The 25166-nt window shown below is 71.1% G+C and carries 14 protein-coding genes and 1 pseudogene; 4 read left to right on the forward strand and 11 right to left on the reverse strand.

All coding sequences use genetic code 11. From position 1 onward, the window contains the following. Positions 1–6396 precede the first annotated feature (6396 nt). The 4 genes from ACF1BN_RS20085 to ACF1BN_RS20100 form a co-directional block, all read right to left on the reverse strand. Positions 6397–6636, reverse strand: a complete 240-nt coding sequence (locus ACF1BN_RS20085) for a hypothetical protein (RefSeq protein WP_392332925.1) — start codon at positions 6634–6636, stop codon at positions 6397–6399. A gap of 987 nt (positions 6637–7623) precedes the next feature. Then, positions 7624–8775 (reverse strand): GDSL-type esterase/lipase family protein, encoded by a 1152-nt coding sequence (locus ACF1BN_RS20090; protein ID WP_392332926.1) that lies wholly within the window; start codon positions 8773–8775, stop codon positions 7624–7626. A 61-nt stretch (positions 8776–8836) separates the two neighbouring features. Beyond that, complete coding sequence (locus ACF1BN_RS20095; RefSeq protein ID WP_392332927.1) at positions 8837–9385, reverse strand: YciI family protein; 549 nt, start codon at positions 9383–9385, stop codon at positions 8837–8839. A gap of 596 nt (positions 9386–9981) precedes the next feature. Continuing rightward, a complete protein-coding gene (locus ACF1BN_RS20100) occupies positions 9982–10686 on the reverse strand; it encodes a DUF998 domain-containing protein (protein ID WP_392332928.1) in 705 nt (234 codons plus the stop codon). Between the two features lie 174 nt (positions 10687–10860). Between ACF1BN_RS20100 and ACF1BN_RS20105 the strand changes: the two genes are divergently transcribed. Further along, positions 10861–11184 (forward strand): YciI family protein, encoded by a 324-nt coding sequence (locus tag ACF1BN_RS20105; protein WP_392332929.1) that lies wholly within the window; start codon positions 10861–10863, stop codon positions 11182–11184. Between the two features lie 122 nt (positions 11185–11306). Continuing rightward, positions 11307–13277 carry a sigma-70 family RNA polymerase sigma factor gene (locus tag ACF1BN_RS20110; RefSeq protein WP_392332930.1) on the forward strand — a complete coding sequence of 657 codons (1971 nt, stop codon included), beginning with the start codon at positions 11307–11309 and terminating at the stop codon, positions 13275–13277. A gap of 853 nt (positions 13278–14130) precedes the next feature. Here ACF1BN_RS20110 and ACF1BN_RS20115 read toward each other — a convergent pair. After that, positions 14131–14694, reverse strand: coding sequence for a hypothetical protein (locus ACF1BN_RS20115; RefSeq protein WP_392332931.1), 564 nt, complete (start codon positions 14692–14694; stop codon positions 14131–14133). 435 nt (positions 14695–15129) lie between these two features. Here ACF1BN_RS20115 and ACF1BN_RS20120 point away from each other — a divergent pair, with 435 nt between their 5' ends. Then, positions 15130–16737, forward strand: coding sequence for an ISL3 family transposase (locus ACF1BN_RS20120; RefSeq protein WP_392332932.1), 1608 nt, complete (start codon positions 15130–15132; stop codon positions 16735–16737). A 23-nt stretch (positions 16738–16760) separates the two neighbouring features. Here ACF1BN_RS20120 and ACF1BN_RS20125 read toward each other — a convergent pair whose 3' ends face one another. The 5 genes and pseudogenes from ACF1BN_RS20125 to mobF form a co-directional block, all read right to left on the reverse strand. Next, complete coding sequence (locus tag ACF1BN_RS20125) at positions 16761–17315, reverse strand: YrhB domain-containing protein (protein WP_392332933.1); 555 nt, start codon at positions 17313–17315, stop codon at positions 16761–16763. Between the two features lie 298 nt (positions 17316–17613). After that, the gene (locus ACF1BN_RS20130) at positions 17614–18216 is read right to left on the reverse strand and encodes an Imm21 family immunity protein (RefSeq protein ID WP_392332934.1); all 603 of its coding nucleotides are present in this window, start codon (positions 18214–18216) and stop codon (positions 17614–17616) included. Between the two features lie 222 nt (positions 18217–18438). After that, complete coding sequence (locus ACF1BN_RS20135; protein WP_392332935.1) at positions 18439–19230, reverse strand: ArsR/SmtB family transcription factor; 792 nt, start codon at positions 19228–19230, stop codon at positions 18439–18441. A 359-nt stretch (positions 19231–19589) separates the two neighbouring features. Further along, complete coding sequence (locus ACF1BN_RS20140) at positions 19590–20144, reverse strand: hypothetical protein (RefSeq protein WP_392332936.1); 555 nt, start codon at positions 20142–20144, stop codon at positions 19590–19592. A 712-nt stretch (positions 20145–20856) separates the two neighbouring features. Continuing rightward, positions 20857–22080, reverse strand: a pseudogene (gene mobF / locus ACF1BN_RS20145) (MobF family relaxase); the annotation flags it as partial. Positions 22081–22252: 172 nt separating this feature from the next. Between mobF and ACF1BN_RS20150 the strand changes: the two are divergent. Continuing rightward, on the forward strand, positions 22253–24013 hold the full coding sequence (locus ACF1BN_RS20150; protein ID WP_392332937.1) for an FAD-dependent oxidoreductase: 1761 nt from the start codon (positions 22253–22255) through the stop codon (positions 24011–24013). On the opposite strand, the gene ACF1BN_RS20155 is transcribed toward ACF1BN_RS20150, so the two are convergent. After that, complete coding sequence (locus ACF1BN_RS20155; protein WP_392332938.1) at positions 24014–25051, reverse strand: polyprenyl synthetase family protein; 1038 nt, start codon at positions 25049–25051, stop codon at positions 24014–24016. Positions 25052–25166 lie beyond the last annotated feature (115 nt).

Below are 25166 nucleotides of genomic sequence, written 5' to 3' on the forward strand. Positions count from 1 at the left end.
GCGACCACAACGACAGCCCTGAGAGCCATCCCGGGCCGGGAGGAGCGGCCGGCCGGCGACTCCTCCCCGTACTGCAGAGGGCCACCCCTACCCACGGACCGGTTCGAACCCCAACCGGCTCCCGAACCACCCCCACACAGCGCGCGACAGCCACAGAAAGTGGCCGACGCCGGCTCGACGAGCAGCTTGCCGTCACACAAACCCTGACAGGACGAAAGACAAGACGCCCACGTTCAGCCCCAGAACCATCCCCACACGCGCGGAGAGCAGAGCGTGAGGAGGCGCAGCGTGGGACCATCCCCGCGGGCGCGGGGAGCAGTCCTTCGCCGACTTCAGGCGCTCGGCGTATCCGGGACCATCCCCGCGCGCGCGGGGAGCAGCCACCACGCCGATACGGCGGTTTCTGAACCCAGGGACCATCCCCGCGTGCGCGGGGAGCAGGCATCCCTTGGGCCGGTCGGTGCACCACGTGCAGGACCATCCCCGCGTGCGCGGGGAGCAGAGTGTGATCTACGCCTATACCCATTGGGACTGGGGACCATCCCCGCGTGCGCGGGGAGCAGGCGCGCTCGGCGCAGCCGTCGCCGTCCTCAACGGGACCATCCCCGCGTGCGCGGGGAGCAGATCTACGACCCCGACTCCGACCTCCTCGGCCAGGGACCATCCCCGCGCGTGCGGGGAGCAGTCCCAGAACGACCAGTTCACCGGCCCCGGCCAGGGGCCATCCCCGCGCGTGCGGGGAGCAGGCAAGAACCCGGACGCGGACCGTGGCGCCGACGGGGCCATCCCGCGCGCGTGCGGGGAGCAGTCCGGGGTCCTGAGCTGGAAGAGGCCGGCCAGGGGGCCATCCCCGCGCGTGCGGGGAGCAGACCTACTTCCGCGGCTCCGGCACCGGGAACGTGGGGCCATCCCCGCGCGTGCGGGGAGCAGTGACCGGGTCAGATCGGGGGAGCAAGTTAGTGGGGGCCATCCCCGCGCGTGCGGGGAGCAGATCCCAACTTCGAGTCCGAAGTCAGGAAGCGTGGGGCCATCCCCGCGCGTGCGGGGAGCAGATGGACGGCACCCTCGTCGGCACCGACTCGTGGGGGCCATCCCCGCGCGTGCGGGGAGCAGCGGGCGACGGCCTCGGCCGCGAGGCGGCTCGGGGGGCCATCCCCGCGCGTGCGGGGAGCAGCTCCCGATCCCGGCCGCCCTCAAGCGCGGGAACGGGCCATCCCCGCGCGTGCGGGGAGCAGACTTCCTGACCTGCAGTTCTACCCGACGACTACACGCTCCCGAGCAACTTTCACCGAAACAGACAAAACACCCCTGCGGCTCTGGAGAACCACCCACTCGTGAGCACCACGAGGAGCGCACGGCCAGGAACCCAGTACCCGCTCCCCCACACACCACGGCACTCACCGACAACAGCGACCCAAGCGACTGAGACCCGAACATCCCCGCGAAAACGGGGACAGATCCGACCGGCTGCGGACGCCCGAGGCGGTGCGGGAATCCCCGCGCAGGCGGCAGCACCTGGCAAAGCCCAGGCCGAGCTCCTCGTCACCAGAACCATCCCCGCTGGAGCGGGGAGCAGACGGTGAAGGCGCTCACGTTCCGGCTGATGGCGGGGCCATCCCCGCGGGCGCGGGGAGCAGAGCCGTCGGTTCCGGTGCGGAGTTCGGTGACGGGGGCCATCCCCGCAGACGCGGGGAGCAGCTCCTTGGTCAGGCCGCGCGGCGGCGGCCGAGGGGACCATCCCGCGGGCGCGGGGAGCAGCAGCGGGCCTACCGGATCTCCGTCCGGGCCTGGGGACCATCCCCGCAGGCGCGGGGAGCAGCCGTTCTCGCAGACGTCCACGACCGTCCCCTGAGGACCATCCCCGCGTGCACGGGGAGCAGGCACCCCTTCCGCAGGTGCAATGGGAACCGGGGGGCCATCCCCGCGTGCACGGGGAGCAGGCGGTGCAGCAGGATCACGATGTCGGCGTCCTGGGGCCATCCCCGCGGGCGCGGGGAGCAGAGGAGCAGATCCTCGAGCCGGATCGACCTCATGGGGCCATCCCCGCGGGCGCGGGGAGCAGCGGTAGCGACGAGGAGGACCGGTGGCTCAGCGGGGGCCATCCCCGCGGGCGCGGGGAGCAGCTGACCTGCCTGGGCTGGGCTGGGCAGGGTGGGGTGGGGAGCGGGGCCATCCCCACCGCGCCGGCAGGGAGCAGGCTCGACGACCAGGCCGTGGATGTGGAGCCCTGGTGCCATCCCCGCAGGCGCCGGGAGCAGCCGGTCTCGATGACCTCGTACAGGGCCGGGCGGGCAGGGACCATCCCCGCGCGCACGGGGAACAGGTGGTGAGGACGGGCTCCGGCCGGCCGGTGCCGGGACCATCCCCGCGCGGGCGGGGACCAGACCTTGTACGGGCGGCGAACATCGCAGCCTCGGGGCCATCCCCGCGCGAGCGGGGAGCAGGAGTAGTGGTGGCCCAGGTACCAGGCCCAGTGGGGACCATCCCCGCGGACGCGGGGAGCAGCACTACCCCACCCCCAGCTCGACGTTCACGCCGGGGCCATCCCCGCGCGGGCGGGGAGCAGCAGATCTCTCGCGTTATCCAGCACCTGGAGGCGGGGCAATCCCCGCGTGCGCGGGGAGCAGATGGACTTCCGCCCCGCCCCCACCACCACCGAGGGACCATCCCCGCGTGCGTGGGGAGCAGTTGGCGCCGTACCGCCACCCGATCTGACCGAAGGGACCATCCCCGCAGGCGCAGGGAACAGGTCATCGCACCAGCACGGTCCTCCGTCACGATCGGGCCATCCCCGCGCGGGCGGGGAGCAGTTACCTGCGCCCTGGCCGATCAGGCGAATCTCGGGACCATCCCCGCGCGTGCGGGGAGCAGCCGAGTTCGGCGACGGCGGACCGGTGTCCGACGGGACCATCCCCGCGGGCGCGGGGAGCAGCCCGGGCCGCACTGGTCGAGCGGGTCGTCGGCCATCCCCGCGGGCGCGTGGAGCAGATGACCGCCTTGGCGCCCGAGCACATCTTGGTGGGGCCATCCCCGCAGGCGCGGGGAGCAGTCGATGACAGCGAAGTCGATGTCCGCCTGCGTGGGTCCATCCCCGCGCGGGCAGGGAGCAGGTGAGGCAGGACGCCGGGTCGATGCCGTCGCAGGGGCCATCCCCGCGCGGGCAGGGAGCAGCAGGTGATGGCCGGCCGGTACGGGTGGGCGCCGGGGCCATCCCCGCGCGGGCGGGGAGCAGACGAAGTTCCAGACCAACGACTACACGGCCCTGGGGCCATCCCCGCGCGAGCGGGGAGCAGACCTCGTTCGGCTCGTTCGTCCGATCGTAGGCGGCACCATCCCTGCGCGAGCGGAGAGCAGCCCGTGCCGTCGGCCCGGCGGTTCGCCCTGTAGGGACCATCCCCGCGCGGGCGGAGAGCAGTAGAGGTACGGGTTGGTGTCGTTGCCGTCGTGGGGACCATCCCCGCGCATGCGGGGAGCAGTCCTGACCAGCAGTTCTACCCGACACCGGCCCGCTCTCAAGCAACTTTCACCGAAACAGACAAAACACCCACTCCTCCCCCGCCGCCACCGAACAGCGACCCAAGCGACCAAGCCCCGAACACCCCCGACACATAAGGAACGGTCGGGGCGAGTGGGCCGCTGATATCGACGTCAGGGGCCATCCCCGAGCGCGGGGAGCAGGCCCACAGCGCGACGCCGGCCTCGCCCGCCACGGGGCCATCCTGCGGGGGCGGGGAACAGGAGGAGGGACGGACCGTCGGCGTCCTCGCGGCGGGGCCATCCCGCGCGTGCGGGGAGCAGTTCCTGCCGGCACAGGGCGCAGCGGCCGTCGTGGGGCCATCCCCGCGTGGGCGGGGAGCAGCCCGCCGTGGCCGATCCGGCGCCGTACACCCCGGGGCCATCCCCGCGCGCGCGGGGAGCAGCGGCTCATGCACCACGGGCAGACGTGGACGTTGGGGCCATCCCCGCGCGCGGGGAGCAGCAGTTGGGTGCCGCGTTGGCGCTCACGGAGCTGGGGCCATCCCCGCGCGGGCGGGGAGCAGCCGCCGGTGCCGACTCTGGAGGCGGACGAGCTGGGACCATCCCCGCGTACGCGGAGAGCAGATGGCCATGCCGGACAGGTCCGGGAGCATGACGGGGCCATCCCCGCGGGCGCGGGGAGCAGGACGTCGGCGTGCTCCTGGTGGTGGGTCACGAGGGGCCATCCACACACGGGCGGGGACAGGGCCTGCCCCCCCCGAAGCGGCGAAGAACCCCACAACACCACCCCCGCGTACGCGGGGAGCAGCTGTACTACGGGACCCGGCACTCGCCTACCTGGGGCCATCCCCACGTACACGGGAGCAGTACCGAGACCTCGTGCCCGAACCCCCAGCCTGGGGCCATCCCCGCGCATGCGGGGAGCAGTTGCAGGTGGCGACCAGCCCGGCGGCGCAGGCGGGGCCATCCCCGCAGGCGCGGGGAGCAGACGGCGATGAGCTCGGCGCTGGCGCGGTCGACGGGGCCATCCCCACGCGGGCGGGAAGCAGACCGCACCGTTGGCTGCCGCGGCGAAGGCCATGGGACCACCCCCGCGCGGGCGGGAAGCAGCGCCGCGCGGGGAGCAGTGTGTGGTGAGGGCCGCCGGCTCGAGAGCCGCGGGACCATCCCCGCGCGAGCGGGGAGCAGGAGTAGTGGTGGCCCAGGTACCAGGCCCAGTGGGGACCATCCCCGCGCGGGCGGGGAGCAGGACGAGGCGTTCCCGAGGATCACGTTGTTCGAGAAACCATCCCCGCAGGCGCGGGGAGCAGCTCCTCGCCTTCGGCCTTCCGCGGCTCCCTGTGGGACCATCCCCGCAGGCGCGGGGAGCAGGAACTGGACACGGCCGCCGGACATGTCCGCGAGGGACCATCCCCGCAGGCGCGGGGAGCAGCCTTCCTGACCTGCAATTCTGCCCACAGCCGGCCCGCTCCCAAGCAACTTTCACCGAAACGGACAAATCGCCCACGCCCCAGGCGCTGAACAGCGACCCAAGCGACCGAGAACCCAACAACCTCACACGTGCGGGGAGCAGCTCGTCGAACGCCGACACGAGGAATCGGTCTGAGGCCCCCCGGGGGGAAATCGGCGTCGGGGCCATCCCCGCCGGCGCAGGAAGCAACCGTGGTGAGGTCCATGGTGAGTGCGGTGGTGAGTCACCCGTTGACCGCTCCCGCTCACCACGTCCGTCGACCACCGCGATCCAAACGACCGACGAACCGACCCAACCCACCATGCGGACCAGCAAACATCGCGCCGACCTCCGGGCAGAAGAGCTCCCCCGAGAAGTGCAGCCCATCCTTGGCCCCACATGGTCCTGCGTTCAAGCCGCACCCCTCCCGAACGGGCAGCCGCCACCGCGGCTGATACCGGCGACGAGGGCTCCCCACGGGCGCAGGGAGCAGCGGGGTCTCCGTGCACCGGAAGTCGGCGTTGCCGGGACCATCCCCGCAGGGGCGGGGAGCAGGGCGGCGGCAAGTCGTCGCTGGGCCTGCTGAAGGGGCCATCCCCGCGCGTGCGGGGGAGCAGGGATCTCCGCCGTCGTAGACCTCGTTCGGCTGGGGGCCATCCCCGCGCGCGGGGAGCAGTCGAACTGCCTCACCGCGTTGTAGATGGAGCGGGGACCATCCCCGCGGGCGCGGGGAGCAGCCCAGCGCCAGGGACACCGAGCGGATGCCGTCCGGACCATCCCCGCGTACGCGGGGAGCAGACTTCCTGACCAGCAGTTCTACCCGACGCCGGCACGCCCCCAAGCAACTTTCACCGAAACAGACAAACCACCCCCAGGGGCCACCCATGGTGAGCACTGTGGTGAGCCCCGCGCTGAGCACCCCCGGACATGGTGAGTTCGGTGGTGAGCATGGTGGTGAATACCCCCGAGCATGGTGAACTCGGTAGCGAGCGACCACCATGACCACTCCCCCACTCACCACGACCACCGACAACAACACCCACAGAGAGCCATCCCCACAGTCATGGGGAACAGGCCGGTGTCGCGGCCCTGGCAACCGCGAGGGACAGACCCATCCCTGCGGGCGCGGGGAACAGCTGGTCGCCTCGGTGGTGTGCAGAGCGAGGACGGGACCATCCCCGCGGGCGCGGGAAGCAGAGCCGGGCCGGGAGGATCACGTCAAGTCCCGCAGGGCCATCCCCGCGCGTGCAGGGAGCAGCCGCTCGTCCCGGGGAGTCGAATGCGCTCGACCGTCCGCCTACCCCCCTTCCGCGACCTCACACCAGCGAGGCCCTGGGCGCGCGCCGCGGCCCCGGGGCGCGCCGGGGCCGGTCGAGGAGCGACCGGTCACCGCAGCGAGGAGGAGCAGGCTGGAGCGGCCAGGCCGGGGTCGCGCCTCCGTGGCCTGGCTTGACGCGGAGTCGGCCGCGTCACGGGGTGCGGAAAGCTGCCGCGGCGGCGATGCCGCGGTCGAGGTCGAGTGCCGGGAACGGCGCGAGCGCCCGAAGCTGGTCGCGTGTGAGGTCGGGGCCCGCCGCGACTGCCGCGGCCAGCGCCTTGGAATCGACCTTGGCGTAGTCGGTGTCGTCGTCCTCATCGGCGTACTCCCAGGCATAGCTGTCCGCGACGTAGGAGACGACGAAGCCGAGCAGTTGGTCGTCTCCCAGCATCGGCGGGGCAAGGCGGGCGAAGCCGTCGGCGGCGTCGTGGGACGCCCGCCACCAGCAGCCGTCCGTGTACGCGTAGACGAACCCGACAGGGCCGACGAGGCCTGAGGGGATGCCCGACGCCGCCCACGCGGGGAGGCTGGCGAGGAGGGCGACCTCACCCAGACCGTTCTGTGCTCCGAAGCGGAAATACGTTTCGGAGCAGGTCCGGTCGTTGCCGACGAGGACGGCAGCGGTCGCCGTCGAGACGAGTCAGGACCACCCAGCTGCCGCCACCATCGCCGTACACCCAGCGGTGACCGTCTGCCCCCACCCTGGCATCCTCGAACCAGACTGCGTAAACAGCTGCGGCGACCGCCCAGTGATGGCGCAGAACGTCCGGTGTGGGAAGGTCGATGGCGATGGGCATGGCGGCGGGCATGGCGGTGATCCTAGGACGTACCCCTGCACTCCCATCGCCCGGGAGGGTCCGCCCACTGCGATGCGCGCGGTTTGCCGGAACCCCCGCATGACGACTCATCACTCCCGCACGGCCTTTGTGCTGCGGCGACCGTCGGACACACTCGCGGACCGGTTCGGCCCGGTGAACGCCGCTTACGATCTGCGAACGGGTCGCCTCCGGTCTCGCCCCGTACGCCTTGCGCGCCGCCGTCCCGCTGACCGCGCTGGAGACCCATACGGCCCGCTACGCGGCGGGCACCGCGTCCGCGGGGGATGCCGAGACGGGGCGCGGGCGGGGCCGGCTGCACGTGCAGGAGGGGGAAGCGACGTGCAGCCGGGCACAGGGGGCCCGCAGCTCCGCCCGACGCGGCTGACCCCGTCCGGGGGCCATACGCGTCCGCCCCCGGCCGGGAGGGGGCCGGGGGCGGACGCGGGGGGCGCACGGGGCCCGGCATACCCGGTGACGGCCGCCCGGGCGGAGCTCACTCCGGCGCTGACCGCCGCCCACAGAGCTTGACAAGGCCGGGTGCAAGGCGTGGCCCAGCCCACTCAGCGGAAGGGTCCGTCGGTTGCGAAGGCGTGGGCGGCGAAGCGCATGCCCATGCGACGGTACGCGGAGGCGGTGGGGTGAAGGCCGTCGGGTAGGTCATCTGCCTCGTCCGGGCCGAGGAGCTCGCGTCCGTCAAGATGGTGGAGGTGGGGATCGGACGCCTGTCGTGCCGCAGCGATGCGGGCCAGCTCGGCGCGGACCACCGCCAGCGACAAAGCCCCGGCGGCCACATCGGCCGGGTCGCCCAGGGCAGCGAGCCTGCCGTCCGGGCCCGTCGCGGTCGGACCAGGAGCCTCCTCCAGAGCCGGACAGCTCACCGGAGAGATCAGCAGCAGCGGGGTGTCCGGGTGTCCGTCCCGGATCGTGTCCAGGAATCCGTGCACCGCCGGTCCGAACGTCCGCAGCCGGAAGGCGGACAGGCTCACGATGTTGATGCCTACCTTGAGGCTGATCAGGTCGGCGGGCAGGTCCCGGATGGTACGGGCGACGTAGGGATCCAGCAGTGCATTGCCCGCCTGGCTGAGATTGATCACCTCCACGCCGCCGTGCGCGGCCGCGACCACCGGCCAGGTGCCGGTCGGGCCGTCGGCCTCGATGCAGTGGCTGATGGAACTGCCGTGGTGTACCCAGCGGCGCCGCCCGTCCGGCAGGGGTGCCAGCACCTCGCCGTCAGCGCGCAGGGATACCAGTTCCGTGGGGGTCTGCTGCGGCAGCCACAACTCGACGTCCTTCATGCCGGCCGGCAGCCCGGCGAACCGTACGGTCGCAGGCTCACCCGGGATGAGTCGCTGTACGGCCCCAGGGCCCGCCATCCGCAGTACGTTGCCCACCGGCGCCTGCTGACGGCCGGCCAGGACGCCGTCCAGCACCAACTCCAGCATCCCGGTCGGGCGAGGGTGGAGGTCGGAGTCAAGCTGACCGGTGGAGGTGAGTACTTCGAACTCCAATGCGCGCGCATCGGTGCGGAACACCAGCCGCACCCCAGAGGGCATCACGGTCGCCCCGTAGACCGACGGATCCTGGTACTGCTCCTTGGTCCACGCGGGCAACCGGCGCGGCATCACACCTGCCTGCGTGGTCTCCAGGTCCAGCACGCCCCGCAATTCCACCGGCCCGCCCACCAGCGGTACCGCCCGCAGCACCACCGTCACCACTCCTGTACCAGGTCGATGCGTACCGGGGACGACATCAACCACCCGGTGCCTGCACAGCTCATCGGCGCCCGCCGAACTCCCAGTCGTGGAACTCGATGTCCACGTACCGGTCCGCAGTCAGAACGGCTCGCGCCATGTCCGGATCCGGGGCCCTGAGCAACACCACCGTGCCCAGCCAGGTGTCGCCGTCGTCGGACAGCAGTGGCCCGTACGCGACCAGCTCGTCCCGGTCGAACGGCAGGACAAGATCAGCGGCCGGACCCTCGCCGAGACCGAGCACCAGGTACCGGTTGCCACCGGTCGGGCCACCGGGGAAATCCCACATTGAGCGCCCCAGCACGTTGTGCCACCGGCGCAGCAGCACATCCCGGTACGCGCCAGCCTGGTAATTGGGCTCGTCGAAGGCGAACGCGCGGGCAGCGGCGGGATCGGGCAGATCGACGATGTGCACGCTGCCGGTGGGTGTTTCACCATCATCAGCGAAGGTCGGGCCGCGAGCGATCAGCTCCTTCGTGTACCGGTCCATGTAGGACCAGTGCTCTTCCAGCAACTCCTCGCGCAACGCGAGGGAGCCGGGCCGGTCACGGTGGTAGCAGAAGTACTCCATGACCACAGACCCTTCCCCACCAAGGGCCGCACCTCAACTGGCTTTGGCAACGATGACCCCGTGCTACGAACGAGGCAGCACCGGCAGGAAAGACAAGTCCCGGCGACGCCGGGACCAGGCCAGGCACGAGATGACGTGGAAGCAGCAGCCGGCCCGTGCGATCCAGAGCCACCCGATGCTGCACCGCGGGACCGGAATTCCCGGCCCCGGTCCTGGTCCTGGTCCTGGTCCTGGTCCTGGTCCTGGTCCTGGTCCTGGTCCTGGTCCTGGTCCTGGTCCTGGCCGCCCGCCTCGCCGACGCGTGCCGGGGGTTCACGCGATCGGTGCTCGCACGCGGACGTCTCTGGGCGCATGCGCGTGTGCCGTCCTGCGGCCGGCCCCGACGCCGAGCCCTGCCCGCTGAGGCACTCGGGCCCACTCGGCCGTTGCCCAGGGCCCCGGCCGGCCTTGGCGAGGGTGACCGCCGTGTTTCGTGGTGGTGCTGCGCGGCCGGACGGTGGGTTGCTGCGGTGTAGTGATCGTCAACGCTTCGGGTGGCGGGAGCGTCGCGGCCGGGGTGGCTTGCCGGGAAGCGCGCGCCACTGTCCGTGTCGAACTCAGTGGCTGCGGCGGTAGCGGGCGGCGATCAGGGAGATCGTGAACATCGCGGCCATGACGCCCACGGCCAGCGTCAGGCTGCCCGCCCTGCCGCCGCTCATCGACCAGGCGTTGCCGAGCAGAAGAGCTGTGCCGCCCGTACGGGCGAGGACGGCGCAGCCGCGGTGGGCGGTGCGGCTGAAGTGGCGGGCCAGGACGTAGCAGGCGGCGATCATCGAGAGGAAGGTGACCGCGCCCGCGGCGAAATGGGCGTAGCTGTGCCAGGTGAGTGCGGTGGGCATTCCGTAGGGGGTGCCCACCGGGAAGCCGTCCGCCGGGTCCATGACGAACACGCCCGCCGCGATCATGCCGATGCCCGACACCCGTACCAGTCGGGGTGCCCAGGTGCTTCCGGGGGTGCCGTCAAGGGCCCGGCGAAGGCCGGTCGCTCCGAGGACGAGCAGGGCGCCCACGGCAAGGAAGTTGGTGATCTGGAGCCAGCCGAGAGAGCCGTTGCTCAGGGCGCTCAGGGGATGGCGGGTGATGTCGAAGCCTTCCCGGGTGGCGGCCTGTGTCAGGGCCACGACCGCCCACAGGGGCGAGGCGACCACCGCGGCGGTGAGCAGGCGGCGGGTCGTGGACCGGGCGGCGGCCGGGGTGCCCGTCGCGGTGGACGTGGTGGGGGTGGTGGACGTGGTGGGGGTGCGGTGGTCGAGGGTGGTCATCGGGTGCCTCCGGCTCGTCGTGTTCGTTCGGTGCTTGCCTTCACGTCGAAGGAGCGATGTGACAGGGAATGGTGGAATTCCCTGTCACATGAGCCCGTTCGACGTGAGGGTGGACAGAGGCCGCCGTGATTCACCGTCCCGGCGTCCCGGCACGAGAAGAGAAGAGGGATCCCCGTGCGCTATCTGATGACGACCAGGCCTTCCGCCACCGTCCCCGACGAGAAGCTGTACGCCGAGATGGGCAGGTTCATCGAGGAGCTGACGGCCGCCGGTTCACTGCTGGCCACCGGCGGCCTGGAGCCGGGAGGCGTCCTGGTCCGCTCGGCCGGCGACGAGATCACGGTCACGGACGGGCCGTTCGCCGAGGCCAAGGAGGCCGTGGCCGGTTTCGCGCTGATCGAGGTCCGGTCCAGGGAGGAGGCGATCGAACTGGCCCGGCGCTTCCGAAGGATCGTCGGAGACGGCGAGAGCATGGTCCAGCAGGTCTTCGGCCCCTGAGCCGGACCGTCGCCGCGACCCGGGGGCCGTACCCCCGGGATGCGGCGGGGTGTACGCCCGGGATGCGGGTGAGCCGGGGCGCGGGTTGCGGGTGAGCCGGGGCTCGTGCTGTCATCGGGTCTGTGTCTGCGCCCGAGGTCCATCGCACCGTCGACGCGGTCTGGAAACTCGAATCGGCCAGGATCGTCGCCGGACTCACGCGGATGGTCCGTGACGTCGGGCTCGCCGAGGAACTGGCTCAGGACGCGCTCGTCGCCGCACTGGAGCAGTGGCCCGCTTCGGGTGTGCCCGACAACCCCGCCGCGTGGCTGACGACCACCGCCAGACGGCGGGCCGTCGACCACATCCGCCGCTCCGAGCTGCTGACGCGCAAACAGGAGCAGCTCGCCCAACGGCTCGAACAGCAGCAGGACCGCGAACAGGACGACGTCCTGCGGCTGATGCTCGTCTCCTGCCATCCGGTGCTGCCGGCCGAGGCCCGGGTCGTGCTGACGCTGCGTCTGCTCGGCGGTCTGACGACCGAGGAGATCGCACGGGCCTTCCTGGTCACCGGGGCGGTGATCACCCAGCGTATCGCCGCTGCCAAGCGGACCCTGGCCGAGCTGCGGGTGCCGATCGACCTGCCGGAGGGCGCGGAGCTGGCCGGGCGGCTCTCCTCCGTGCTGGAGGTCATCTACCTGATCTTCAACGAGGGGTACTCCGCGACCTCCGGCGACGATCTGATGCGGCCCGGTCTCTGTCTCGAAGCCCTGCGGCTGGGGCGGCTGCTGGCCGAGTCGGCGCCCGGGGAGGCCGAGGTCCACGCCTTGGTCGCGCTGATGGAAATCCAGGCCTCGCGCTCGGCCGCGCGCACCGGCCCGGCCGGCGAGCCCGTCCTGCTGCACGAGCAGAACCGGGGCCGCTGGGACCAGCTGCTCATCCGCCGCGGCTTCACCGCGATGCTGCGGGCCAGAGAGATCGGGGGAACACCCGGCCCGTACCTGCTGCAGGCGGCGATCGCCGTGAGCCATGCCCAGGCGCGTACCGCCGAGGACACCGACTGGACACGGATCGCGGAGCTGTACGGGGCGCTGGTCCGGCTGCTTCCGACACCGGTCGTGCAGCTCAACCGGGCGGTGGCACTCGGCATGGCCCACGGTCCGCAGGCGGGCCTCGATTTGGTCGATTCCCTGCTCACTGATCCGGCTCTGCGCGACTACCACCTTCTGCCCGGCGTCAGGGGGGATCTGCTGCTGCGCCTGGGCCGGAAAGAGGAGGCGCGGCTGGAGTTCCACCGGGCCGCAACGCTCACCGGCAACGCCTCCGAGCGTGCCTTCCTGCACCGCCGTGCGCAGGCGATCACGCCCGCCGGCGCTGTCTGTCTTCCGACGCTCGCGCAGGCCGCGCACGATTTCCTGGGCCGTGACGACCTGGACGCCGCGACGCTCCACTCCTACGGGCAGACGCTGCGGCGTCTGTGCCTCACCCTCGGCGGGCAGCTGCCGCTGGCCGCGCTGACCGCCGAGCAGGTGGCGCAGACGTTTACGACCGCCTGGGCGGGGGCCGCGGCCAGTACCTGGAACCGGCACCGTTCGGCCGTCCGCTCGTTCGGCACCTGGGCCTCGCTCGGCGACCTCGCGGCCGGGCTGGAACGCCGGGCCGACACCCGCCCCGGCTCCCGGGCGCTGGACCGCCCGCCGCTCGAAGCGCTCTTCGGCCGCAGCGACCTGCCGTTGCGCGAACGGACCCTGTGGAGCCTCCTGCACGAGTCCGCGGCCGGAGTGAAGACCGTCCTGGCACTCGACGTCGAGGACCTGGACCTGGACGAGCGCAGCGCACGCACGGCGCGCGGCCGGCTGAGCTGGTGCTCCCGTACCGCCGCGCTCCTGCCCCGGCTCCTGGACGGCCGGACACGGGGCCCGGTCTTCCTCACCGACCGGCGGCCCGGACCGGCCCGGACACCCGCGCCGGCGGATCTCTGCCCGGACACCGGCCGCCGGCGCCTGTCCTACGAACGAGCCGAGTACCTGTTCAAGCAGAGCACCAAGTCCCTCGATCCCGCACGCAACGGCTACACCCTCCACCAGCTCAAACCCCGGCCGTCGGCGCGGTGACCCGCCGTGCCCAGGGCCCCGGGCACGGCAGTGCCGCCGGGAGCCGCGCAAGCGGGGACGAGGATGCGGGTCAGCTCCCGGCGGGGGTGGGTGTGTCCCGCGCTTCAGGCCGGCTGAGGGCTGCGCTGCCGGGCCTTACGGGGACTGCCCGCCGCGGGGCGGCATCGGGCGGCACGCCGCCCGCGCCGGTGTCGGTTGCGATGTCGATGTCGGCCAGCGCGCTGACGGCGGGCTCACTGCCGGCGCCGGTGCCCGTGACGGTGACGGTGACGGCCAGCGCGCGGCCGGTGCCGGTGCCGGTCGGCGTGCTGCCGGTGCCAGCCGGGATCGGATCGGCATGGCGACGGCCCAGAGTTCCGGGCCGGTCGCCTCCGTCCCTGACACCGGCCGGCTGATCGCGGTCGGCCGCCCCTGCTCGCCAGGCTCACCGGGAATCCGGCGCCGAGAGTCACCTGGCTCTCCGGCGGCCTCGGCGTCTGCCTAGTGCACACCGCCCCCGGCGGGGCTGATTTTGTCGGGTCATATGAGAGCCGCTGCTTCAGTGTGAACCAGAACGGGTGTAAGCCGTTCGTGGCGGGGGTGTACTCGCCCGAGGCCGGTGTTCTTCGGTGAGTCTGGAAGCCGCTTCGGCGGGATCGGGAGCCACTGATCGGGTGACCGGGCGAGGCCGGGCGGAGTGTCCGCCGGGATCGGGGCTGGGGTGTCGACAACTTGGTTGTCGCGGGCCCGGGTCGCCTCCCTGACAAGTCGCGGCCAGGGCCTTGCCCCTGTCATGGCGGAGGGCTGGACCCTGTGGGTCCAGCCCTCCGCGTTGTTGGCGGCAGGAGCCAGGTTGGGCTTGCGCTCAGGCGTGCTACCAGTGGTGCCAGACTTCCGCGGGGGCAACGTCCCATGAGGTGCCCGCGATCTCTCCCGGATTGCAGAAGAGTGCCCAGGTCACCACAGTGTCGCCGGCCCGCTGTGCGCCCAGCTCAATCTCGAAGCCATCGACGACCAGCTCGCCGCCTCCGGTCGACCGGAGCCCCACGTCATGCCGGTCCGCGTAGGACTCCATGTCCTCCAGAAGCTCCGACGGAACCCGGCCGATCAGACGGATCCCCTCGTGAGTGATCTGTGGACCGAGCCGTCCATCCACCAGCACGCACGTCAGTCCAGCGCCTTCGACGAAGTAGCACTTCACTGCTGGCCGACTCCAGGTCGGCTGCGGCTTGAAGAACGCAACTCGCCATTCCGTGCGGCCCGTCAGGTGCCAGCTCCCCATGTTGTGCTGCTTCGCAGTGAAGCCCTGCCCTGCCATGGCGGCGACGGCGTTCTCCCGACTCATTCCAAAGCCCAATGGCCCAATGGTCTGGAATGGGGCATAACGCCACTGGTCCCTCTCGGAGCCCTCGAGGACCACCCAATAATCAGTACTCACGTCCCAATGATCATCCATACGGTTCTACTCGGCTCAGCAGACCACAAGACTAGAAGGAGACTCCCTGGTCCGCAGTGGGGAAGAGGGATTCTTGGGTGGTCTGGTAGCGGCAGGAACCGGAGCAGACAAACCACCCACCCTCCCCGGGCACTGAACAGCGACCCAAGCGACCGAGCCTCGAACAACCCAACACCCACAAGGAGCAGCTCGTCGAACGCCGACACGAGGAACCGGCCAGAAGACCATCCCCCAGGGGCGAGGCCTTCGGCGCAGGAACCATCTCCGCACGAGCGGAGGCTGCGTAGGTCAGAAGCGGTTTTGGCTCAGGTTCTGTGACGGGGCCACGCTGAGTGACGACTGAGCTTCTCCGGGCAGTGCGTGAAGTCGCCCGAAAATCAGCCGTGGTCAAGGCAGCTGGACTGACAGTTCGGGTCCGTGGAAGAGATCGCGCCCCGGTTGAAGGAGCTGTTGTTCCCGTCGATCGCGGACGTCGCGGTGCTGTCGGTGGACGTGAGCATCGCGATAGTGCGGGTCGACGCGGAATGCACTGCGAACGGTGCCGCCTGCCCGGCGTGCCGGGTCTGGTCGAACCGGGTTCATGGTTCCTACCTGCGGTTTCCCGCTGATGTGCCCAGCGCCGGACGAAGCGTTGTTCTTCAGCTGAGGGTCCGCCGGTTCGCCTGCCGGAACTCGGAATGCACCCGCCGCACCTTCGTCGAGCAGATCCCCGGCCTGACCCGTCGGCACGGTCAGCGAACCGAGCGGCTGCGCGCGACGCCGGCCGCGGTCGGTCTCGCCCTGGCGGGCCGTGCCGGCGCCCGCCTGAGCTCCGCGCTCGGGGTCGGCGTCAGCCGGAGCAGCGTCCTGCGCCTGGTCGACGCCCTTCCCGAGCCGGAAGTGCCCGCCCCGCGTGTGGTCGGCGTGGACGAGTACGCCACCCGCAAGGGCCGCCACTACGGCACCGTTCTCGTCGACGTCGAGACCCGCCGCCCTGTCGACCTGCTGCCCGACCGGGAGGGTTCGAGCCTGGCGGCCTGGCTCGCCGATCGGCCCGGCGTCGAGGTCGTGTGCCGGGACCGGGCGCCGTTCTTCGCCCAGGGCGCCACCGCCGGTGCACCGCAGGCCGTCCAGGTCGCGGACCGGTGGCATCTCTGGCACAACCTCAGCGAGGCCGCCGAGCGGAGCGTCGCCCAGCACCGTCGCTGCCTCCGCGCCCTGGTCCCCACGGTTCCCGCACCGGCTCCCGAACCCGAGGCCGTCCCGGCAGCGGGCTCGCCCGGTTCTCCTTGGCCGCGCGGGCACCGATTCGCCGATCGGACCCGTGCCCGGCATGCCGCCGTCCACGCACTGCCGACGGCGGGACACAGCCGGCGGTCGGTACAGCGGCAGCTCGGGATGACCTACCGCACCGTCAAGCAGCTCGCAGACGCCGCGACGCCAGAGGAGCTGTTCACCGGTCAGTGGCAGAACCGGCCCTCCGTCCTCGACGACTACAAGCCCTATCCGGACGACCGCTGGAGCGAGGGCTGCAGCAACGCCTGGAAGCTGCGGGAGGAGATCGTGCCACTCGGCTACAAGGGCAGCTACCAGCGCGTTCGCGCCTACCTGCACGACAAGCTCACCTCACCGCAGCCGGTGTCTGCCCGGCCGCCCTCGCCTCGGACCGTCGCGGGATGGATCCTCCGCCGTCCGGACACCCTCACCGAGACCGAGCAACTTCAGCTCAAGGCCGTTCGGACACACTGCTCCGAACTCGACGCCCTCACCAGGCACGTCCGCTCCTTCGCGACCATGCTCACCGAGCGCCAGGGCGAGCGCCTGCCCGACTGGCTCGACGCCGTCCGGCAGGACGACCTGCCCAGCCTCCACACCCTGGCCGCCGGCATCGACCGCGACCGCGACGCTGTCATCGCCGGCCTGACCCTGCCTTGGAGCTCGGGCGTTGTCGAAGGCCATGTCAACCGGATCAAAATGCTCAAGCGCCAGATGTTCGGCCGCGCCGGCTTCGCGCTGCTGCGTAAGCGAGTTCTCCTCGCTTCGTGAGGACAGCTGCTGCTGTCAGCACCTCAACAATTCGCGGCTCTGCGGATGGTCACCACGGACGGGTCAGTAGACGCCACCAGCTCCCTGTAGGCGACGTCTACAAGGTGCGCCGGAGCGTCGCCGTGTTGCAAGGCGGTCACGTACTCGATGATTTGAGCGTGGGAGAGCACTGGCACTCGTTGGCGCAGGGTGTGCATGGCATGGACCCTCCCACGAGCGCCTGCCACCGCCCGGACCTCATCGTGCAGATCGTCCACTGCGGTCCGCGTGACCTGCCGTCGAATGCGCACTCGGTAGTCCGCCTCCCACGCGTCCGTTACTGCGGAGACGACACCGATCTGATGCAGGCTTCCGTCGACGCGGTCAACAAGGTACGGCCCATTCCCGGCCAGCGCGAAGTCTGGGTTTCGGGTGCGCAGGTATTCCTCAGATGTCCAGGAAATGATCCACACCAGCTCATGCTGCTCTACATGCGACACAACCATGCGTATCGGGACAAGCCCAAGCGACAGCTCTCGCTGGTAGTCGCGTTCCAGCTCTCCCTCAACGATCTGAACCGCGGAATCTCGTTCAATCACTTTGGCAGCATCTCGTACGACCCAGGTGGCTACCACCAAGTTTCGTGCTGGCTTCACGTCTTGGCAGACCGCAGTGGACGCAGGTGAACGGCGCCAAAAGGCGCTGCTGATTCTTGGAGCGACGGGGTACCCGACGATCACTCAAGGTGACCTCATCACAGAACCTGAGCCAGAACCCGAAAACTAGGAACGTGTGTCCTTGGTGGCGCGCACGGAGCGGTGGACAAACCAGCCCGCGCGGTCAGGCCGTGGGCTGTCAGCTTGGTGTTCGACCGCTGCTGTTCCGGCAGTGTGGGGGTCAAGCGGTAGGTCTCGGCTGAGTGGCGGCGGGGAGGAGCTGGACTACACCAACCCAGGGGAACTCGCCGGTCTTGTGGTAGGCACGGACTTCCCATCGCCCTGCGGGCACAACAACCGGGGCCTCCTCTGGTTGTCCCCTGCCGTCGGGGCAGGGCACGCCGAGGTCCTTGCCGGCCTCGGCAGAATCCATCAGAACCGCAGGGCCATCTGTCTCCCAGACCCCGCAGTCCTCCCACGGGGTCCCGGGGTCGCTCGAAAGGGCCTCTGCGGCAGCGAGGAGTTCGGCGTCGGAGTCAGCGGCCAGCCACCGCAGGAAGATCCTCTGCTCGGGCAGGTAGCAGGTGGTGGCGGGCTCATCCCCCAGCACCAGCGCGGACGCAGGGCGAGCGTCGCCCAGGCTGATCACTTCGGCGTACTCCTCGACCGCACAGGCACGGTCGTAGTCGTCTGGCTCGTCGGTGCCACCGACGATCACACCGTCCTCGGTGCAGCCGCCCCACTGGTACAGCGCGGACACGGGAACGACGATCAGCGGTCCACCCATCGACTCCACCCAGGTCAGACCGAGCCCGTGGCGGATGGCGTTGGCCCTATCACTCATGCGCGTAGTCTGCCCTCGCCCAGTGGAGAACCTGGTCAAGGGGTGGAGCGGACCTTGGACAGGGGGTCGGCCGAACCTGGACCAGGGGTGGAGCTGAACCTGGACAAGGGGTGGCCGTGCTGGGCGGAGTCCAGGTGCGGCGCACCGGGTGCAGGCGAGGGCGCGGATGGCGCGCACCCAGTGCGGTGCGGGACAGCGCGGTGCACCTTACATGCTTGGCTGTCAGTTCTGGCCGGCGCCGGACCACATGGAGACAGGCAGCGGCTTGCCGGATTCGGCGTAGGTCTTCAGGTTCGACAGGACCATCGCCCAGCCGCCCGCTGCCTGACGGCGCTCGGCCTCGTCGCGGAGGTTCTCGTGGGTCACCGTGAGCTGCACGGTGTCGCCCAGGGGCTTGATGTCGAAGGTGACGGTGGACGGGCCGCCCGGGCGTTCTTCGTCGGGCAGGGCCCAGGTGACGACCAGGCGCTTGGGCGGGACGGCTTCCACGACGGTGCCGACGACGTCGGCGATGCCGGACCCGTCCATGCGGCGGTGCTCCCAGGGGTCACCGGCCTGCCAGCCGGAGATGTTGTGGTGGCCCCAGTAGGCGGCGGTCGCTTCCTGGTCGGTCAGGCACTCCCAGAGCTTCTCGGGGGTTGCGGCGATGTAGGTGGTGTAGACGAACTCGGGCTTCGTGGCGGTGGTGGTCATCGTGTTCTCGGCTCTCTGTTTCAGTGCGCTCAGACCCCGCAGACGCGGCTGCTCGAACTTGTCGATCCACCGCTCCTGGATCTCGTGGAGCGGGACGGGGTTGAGGTAGTGGAGTTTTTCGCGGCCCCTTCGGACCGTGCTGATGAGATTCGCGGCCTCCAGCAGGCCCAGGTGCTGGGTCACCGACTGCCTGGCCATCTGCACGCTCTCGCACAGCTGGCCCAGGCTCTGGCCGTTGTCCTCATGCAACCGGTCCAGCAGGAGACGGCGGGTCGGATCGGCCAGAGCCTTGAAGACCCTGTCCGTGTCGCTGCTGCTCACCCCTCAATAATGCAGGCAAATACCTGCATGTCAAAACGTGGGCCCCCACCACCCGCAATCAGAGGACTCGCCCACCGGAAACAACACTGCGACACTCGACCAGGAACAGCTCGCCTCACCGGCAGCTCTCAGACCCTCGCCGGAGCCACCCGGATCCCCAGCCCTCAGGGGACGTGACAGGCCAGACCATGGCAGCCCAAAGACCTCAGGTCCTCGCGGTGCGCACCACGGCGGACCCCACTGTCAGCAGCCGGTTCGCACCCCCCATGTACGGCCAGTCACCCATGTACGTACCGTGACGATGAACATTTACGGCGCCGGATGACGAGGCCCGGCGCCGCGATGTGTCATGTGTCGGCTCAGGTCCAGCCAGCAGCCTGGAGAACGGCGGACGCGACGGCTGCGGGCGGTACGTGGGTCGTGTCGATGGTGAAGTCAGCTACGTCAGCCTGAACGAGGATCTGGTCGAGCTGGCCGGCGCGTTCCAGGTGCCAGGGCAAGGACTCGAGGTCGCTGTCGGCTTCATGGCGGCGCCGTAGCCGGCTGTGCACGACGGGAAGGTCCGCTGTCAGGCGACACACCGTGAGCGGCATGCCGATGGAAGTTTGATAGCGGTCGCGGTCTGCCCTGTTCTCGGCCACCCCGGCCAGGACGAGCCGCCGCACACCAACATCGAGGTAATTGGCGCTCAGGGCTCGCAGGTTGCGCAGCAGCAGACCGGAGTTGAACGGGTCGTCGTGCGGGGCGGGCCACGCCTGGCACAGGCGATCCAGGTCCATGACGGCGTGTGGCACACCGACGTCAGACAGGAGATCGCCCAGCAGGTCGGCAGCCGAAGTCTTGCCGACCCCGACGGTTCCGGTGATCAGCAGCGCACGCGGCTCTGCCTCGTGCGCATGGTCGTCGTGGTTCATACTGCTCGCTTTGCTCTGGTCCCGTCTGAATTGCGCATTATGGCCAAGATCGCGGATTCGAGCACCAGGTTTTCGGTACGTCGATCCTGGAGAAGCGTTGGCATCAGGGCTCGACGCACTGGCGTCTCGGTAACAGCAGGTATCTGTCGGCGGCCAGATATCTCCCCAGCAACTGGCCGCCTGTGAGGAATTCCCAGTGGCCGCTGTCACCCCACTCTGCGGAGCCCACTGAGTGGAGTGGCGCCCACCGGGTTGAGTTCATGGGGTCCACCGAGTGGAGCCCACACGATCCACTCCACCCGCTCCCGCTCGGTATCGGGGGCCACTCAGTGGACGAGTCCTGGTGTCGTCACCACAGCCAGGCGTTCGAGTGCCGCATCCGGGCCAGGGCGCGGGCGTCGCGGCGGCGCTGCCGATGCGGTGCTGCCGGGGCCGAGGCCGACGCGACTGGGCGCCGCAGAACCGGCGGACACGGGCCGCCTTGAGGCGCTTACGCTGCTTGGCCAGCTCCTCCTTCTCTCGCCTTGATGGACTTCGGCTTCCGGGGCCGCTTCCAGATCGGCTGCCAGTCCGTCGGCGGCGCGTACGCCTCGGCGCGCTTCTGGGCGGCCTGCTTCACCCGGGCTGCGACGGCTTCGATCCTCGGGTCCGCGGGCGGCGTAGTGGTCGTGCGACTCCTCCGGTGGGTGGTGTCCGGCCTCGCGGGCTGGACAGGCTGCTGGGCGTACGGCGGCGGAGCCGCCGCGGACTTGAGAGAGGAACTGCGGGCGGCGGCTCGCTCCCGGACTCCGGCCTGGAGGAGTGCGGCCATCTCGGCCGCGGCGGCCTCCAGCGTCCTGCTGGCCAGCTCCACCGCGGCGACATCCGTCATCGGCTCCAGGTCTTGGTCGGCCTTCCGCCCGAGGCGGGAGCTCAGGGAGGTCGGCACGGCGACGGTGTGCGGCCGGGGCCGGGAGTTCAGGGCGTCCGCGCGGCGTAGCGCGTGGACGCGGGCGGTCAGCGCTCCGGCGGCGAGACGGGCCCGCTCGTACGGTGCGGCGGAGCGCTTGCGGGTCAGCGCGCGCAGCACGGCCTGGTCCTCGGTGTCGTGCGGGTACAGGGCGCGCAGGTCGGCGGTCAGCATCCGGCCCCGGCCGACGGGGCGGGTGTAGTCGTCGGTGACCGCCTGCACGATCTGCTCGTCCAGGCCGGGCCGGTGCCGGCGGCCGCGCAGGACGTGGGCGAGGTGGCGGCGGGCTTCGGCGAGGAGGTGGTGGTGCTTGAACGCACCGCGCATCACGAACACCACGGCGGTGACGTCGACGGCCGCCAGGGCGACGTCGACGACCGGGCGGACCCGGGCCCAGATCGTTTCGGCGGCGGCTCGAGCTCGCTCGGCGAGCCGGTAGACGGTGCAGGCGCCGAACGCGGTGACAGCTGAGGCCCGCCACCGCATCCGCAGCTCGGTCAGCGACAGCAGTGCCGTGCGCTTGGGTGAGCGGGTCTGGTCGGCGGCCTGGCAGGCCAGTGCGTAGGCGGCCCGCTCCCCCGGTGCGTGCCCCTGCCGTTCCTCGTACTTGGCCACTGGGACGGGGAGGGCGTCTGCGATCTGCTGGCGGCGGGTCGACTGCCGGCCGATCAGTCGCCGGTCGATCCCGGCGATGTCCATGACAGGCCGGCGGCCCGGGGTCACCTCGCGCGGCTCCCACGCCCACCCGAGCCGCGCCGTCACCTCCTCCATGAAGTGGAGGGTGTAGAGGGTGTCGGCCGCGACGATGTGGGCCAGTATCGAGTCGGTGGAGAGGTTGCGCCATGTCCCGTCCGGCCGCCGGGCGCGGATCGAGACGACCGCGTGGTCGTGGAGCAGCGGCGTCGGCTCGGCAGCGCGGGACTCGTAGGGCAGGAACACCGCGACGACCAGCCAGTCCTTCACGGGCCGACAGCGCTTGCCGCCGCTCCCGCGGCTTGGCCGGAGCCAGCTGCTTGCCGCCGGTACGCGGGCACGGAACCGCTCGGCGTGCTCGGCCCCCGGCCGGGCACAGCTGCGGTTCACGACAGCCGTGTGCTGATCTTGTCCGAGCGGTTCGGGTACGCCGGGCCGGAGTTGGGTGCGCGCGGAGGGCAGAGGCGTGGGGACTGCTGGGAACAGGGCAGGGGCGAGCGCTGCAGGGTCTGGTGCGCGAAGGCACGGCCGGGGCGGGCGTCCCGGACGGCGGGTGGTGGTGATCGGGGGCGGGCCGGCGGGGCTGACCGCGGCGATGGAGCTGGTCGAGCGGGGGTTCGCGGTGACCGTGGTCGAGGCCCGGGCGCTGGGTGGCAAGGCGCGCAGCATTCCTGTTCCAGGTACGGGTACGGAGGGGCGTCGGGATCTGCCGGGTGAGCACGGGTTCCGGTTCTTCCCGGGGTTCTACCGGAACGTCACAGAGACGATGACGCGCATTCCCTCCGGCGGCGGCTACGTCGCCGACCGGCTGGTGGCGACCACGCAGATGCTGTACGCGCGGGACCGGCAGCGCGACGGGGTGGTCATCGACATCTCGGGGGGACCCGCTGCAAGGAGCGTCGAAGCCACACTGCGTGCGGTGGGCCACCTGCTGGCCCGCACGCCCGGCCTCTCCGCCGAGGAAAGCGCCCACTTCGCCAACCGGCTGCTGGTCTGGGCCACGAGCGGGGCCGCCCGCCGCGACGGCGAGTTCGAGAACACCTCCTGGTGGGACTTCACGGCGGGTGCGACCGCCTCCGAGGAGTACCGGCGGCTCTGCGTGATCGGTCCCACCCGCACGCTGGTCGCCGCGAAGGCCGAGGTGGCGAGCGTCGCCTCCATCGGGCGGACCCAGGTGGAGTTCTGGTCCGGGCTGCTCGGCGGAGGCAGTCACGCCGAGGCCGACCGGGTCCTCGGCGCGCCGACCACCGAGGCGTGGATCGGACCGTGGGCCACGCATCTGGTCGAGCTCGGCGTCCGGTTCCTTGTCGGACACCAGGTACTGCGCCTGCGGACGGCCGGTGGCGCGGTACGGGCCGCCGTCGTTCGCACTCCGTCCGGTGCCGTGCACGAGGTGGAGGCGGACTGGTTCGTCTGCGCGGTCCCCGCCGAGGCCGCCGTACGCACCCTCGGGCCGGAGGTGTGCGAACTGGACGAGAGTCTGGCGGACATCGACCGCCTGGAGACGGACTGGATGACCGGCATCCAGTTCTTCCTGCGCGAGCCCACCCCACTCGTACACGGCCACGTCATCCACGTGGACTCCCCGTGGGCGCTGACGTCCATCGCCCAGGCGCAGTTCTGGTCCGGCATCGACATATCGGCCCGGTACGGCGACGGCACCGTCCACGACTGCCTGTCCGTCGACGTGTCGGCCTGGGACGTCCCCGGACCCCTCACCGGGAAACCCGCCCGGGCCTGCACCCGGCAGGAGGTGATCCGCGAGGTCTGGCACCAACTGGCCGACTCACTGCGCTGCGACGGCCGCGAGCTCCTCTCCCCCGAGCTCGTGCACTCCTGCTTCACCGATCCCGCCATCCGCTGGCCCACCGCGCCCGGGGGGCTCTCGCACAACTCCGAACCGCTGCTGATCAGCACGGCGGGCTCGCGCCGCTGGCGGCCCAAGCCGGCCGGGAAGGTCCCGAACCTGTTCCAGGCCGGCGACCACGTGGACGTCGACCTCAACCTCGCCACCATGGAAGCCGCGGACCAGAGCGCCAAAGCCGCCGTGAACGCCCTCCTTGCGACCGCCGGCTCCACCGCACCGGCATGCGTCGTGCGTGGCTGGGAGCAGCCCGCCGAACTCGCCCGTCTGCACCAACTGGATAACGAGCTGTACGCGGCTGGCCTGCCCAACGCCTTCGACCGACCCGCCCCATGGGAGCGAGGATGGCCGCCTGTCGGGTGATCAGTACGGGCGGCCCGTGACGAACGCGGCCAGGGTCCTCAGGTCCTGTCCCGCTTCCTCGTCCGGCGGGCAGACCCGGGCCAGGGATTCGAGGGCGGTCCGCTCGTGGCGACGCGCGGCCGCCTCTGCCACGGAGCGGGCGCCGGTATGGTCGATGAGTCTGCGTGCCTCGTCGGTCTCCGCCGCCGTCCAGGACTCGGTGCGGGCGTAGAGACGGACCAACCTCCGGCGGGCGTCGTCTGCGGCCCTGTCCGCTCCGGTCGTCGGGGCCAGGGCGACGGCGACCGGGTAGGACTTCTTGCGGGCCGCCAGGTCCGAGCCGGCGGACTTCCCCGTGACCAAGGGGTCTCCCCAAATACCGAGAACGTCGTCGGTGATCTGGAAAGCGACGCCGAGGTGTTCCCCGAAGGCCGCCAGCTCCGCGGCCGCGGCCGGGGCGGCGCCCAACTCGCAGGCGCAGGAGAAGAGCGAGCCCGTCTTATCGGCTTGCACGCGCAGCGTCGCGGCGACGCCGGGGTGAGCCTCCTGCTCCAGGGCGAGGTCGAGGGCCTGGCCCTGGGCCAGCCGCACGAGGGCCGCACCGAGCACGCCCGCCGCGCGTGCGGGGCCGCGCAGCACCTCCGGGGCCCGAGGGCCGGCCGCGGGGTCCGGTTCCGGGCGGACCGCCGCGTCAAAGAGCAGGCCGACGGCGTGCGGGGTCAAGTGACGCACGGCGTTCTCGACAGCTTCCGCCCCGAACACCCGCCACGCCGCCGGACGCCCCCGCCGAAGCGTGTCCCCGTCCATCACATCGTCGTGGAGCAGAGAGAGCGTGTGCAGTATCTCAACGGCGGTGGCCCCGGCAAGCACCAAAGGATCGTTGCCGGAGCGGCCCGTGGCCCGGGCGGCCCCGAACACCAGCGCGGCACGCACCGCCTTGCCCCTCCCTGGTCCGTCGGCGGGCACGGGCCGGCCCTCGAGGTCCCGCAGGCCCCACTGGTAGGCCAGCACCTGGGCGGGACCTGTCTCCACGCGCTCCAGAAGCGCCCCGACCACCACGTCCGTACGATCACGCGCCTCGGACAACAGACGGGCGACGGGTCGGGACGTTATGGCGGACGACATGTTCAGCAGAGCTCCGGAACCGGTCGGCGGTGAGAGCGGGAGGGGGTGC

Source organism: Streptomyces sp. NPDC014861 (genome assembly GCF_043081625.1).
Taxonomy (GTDB): Bacteria; Actinomycetota; Actinomycetes; order Streptomycetales; family Streptomycetaceae; genus Streptomyces.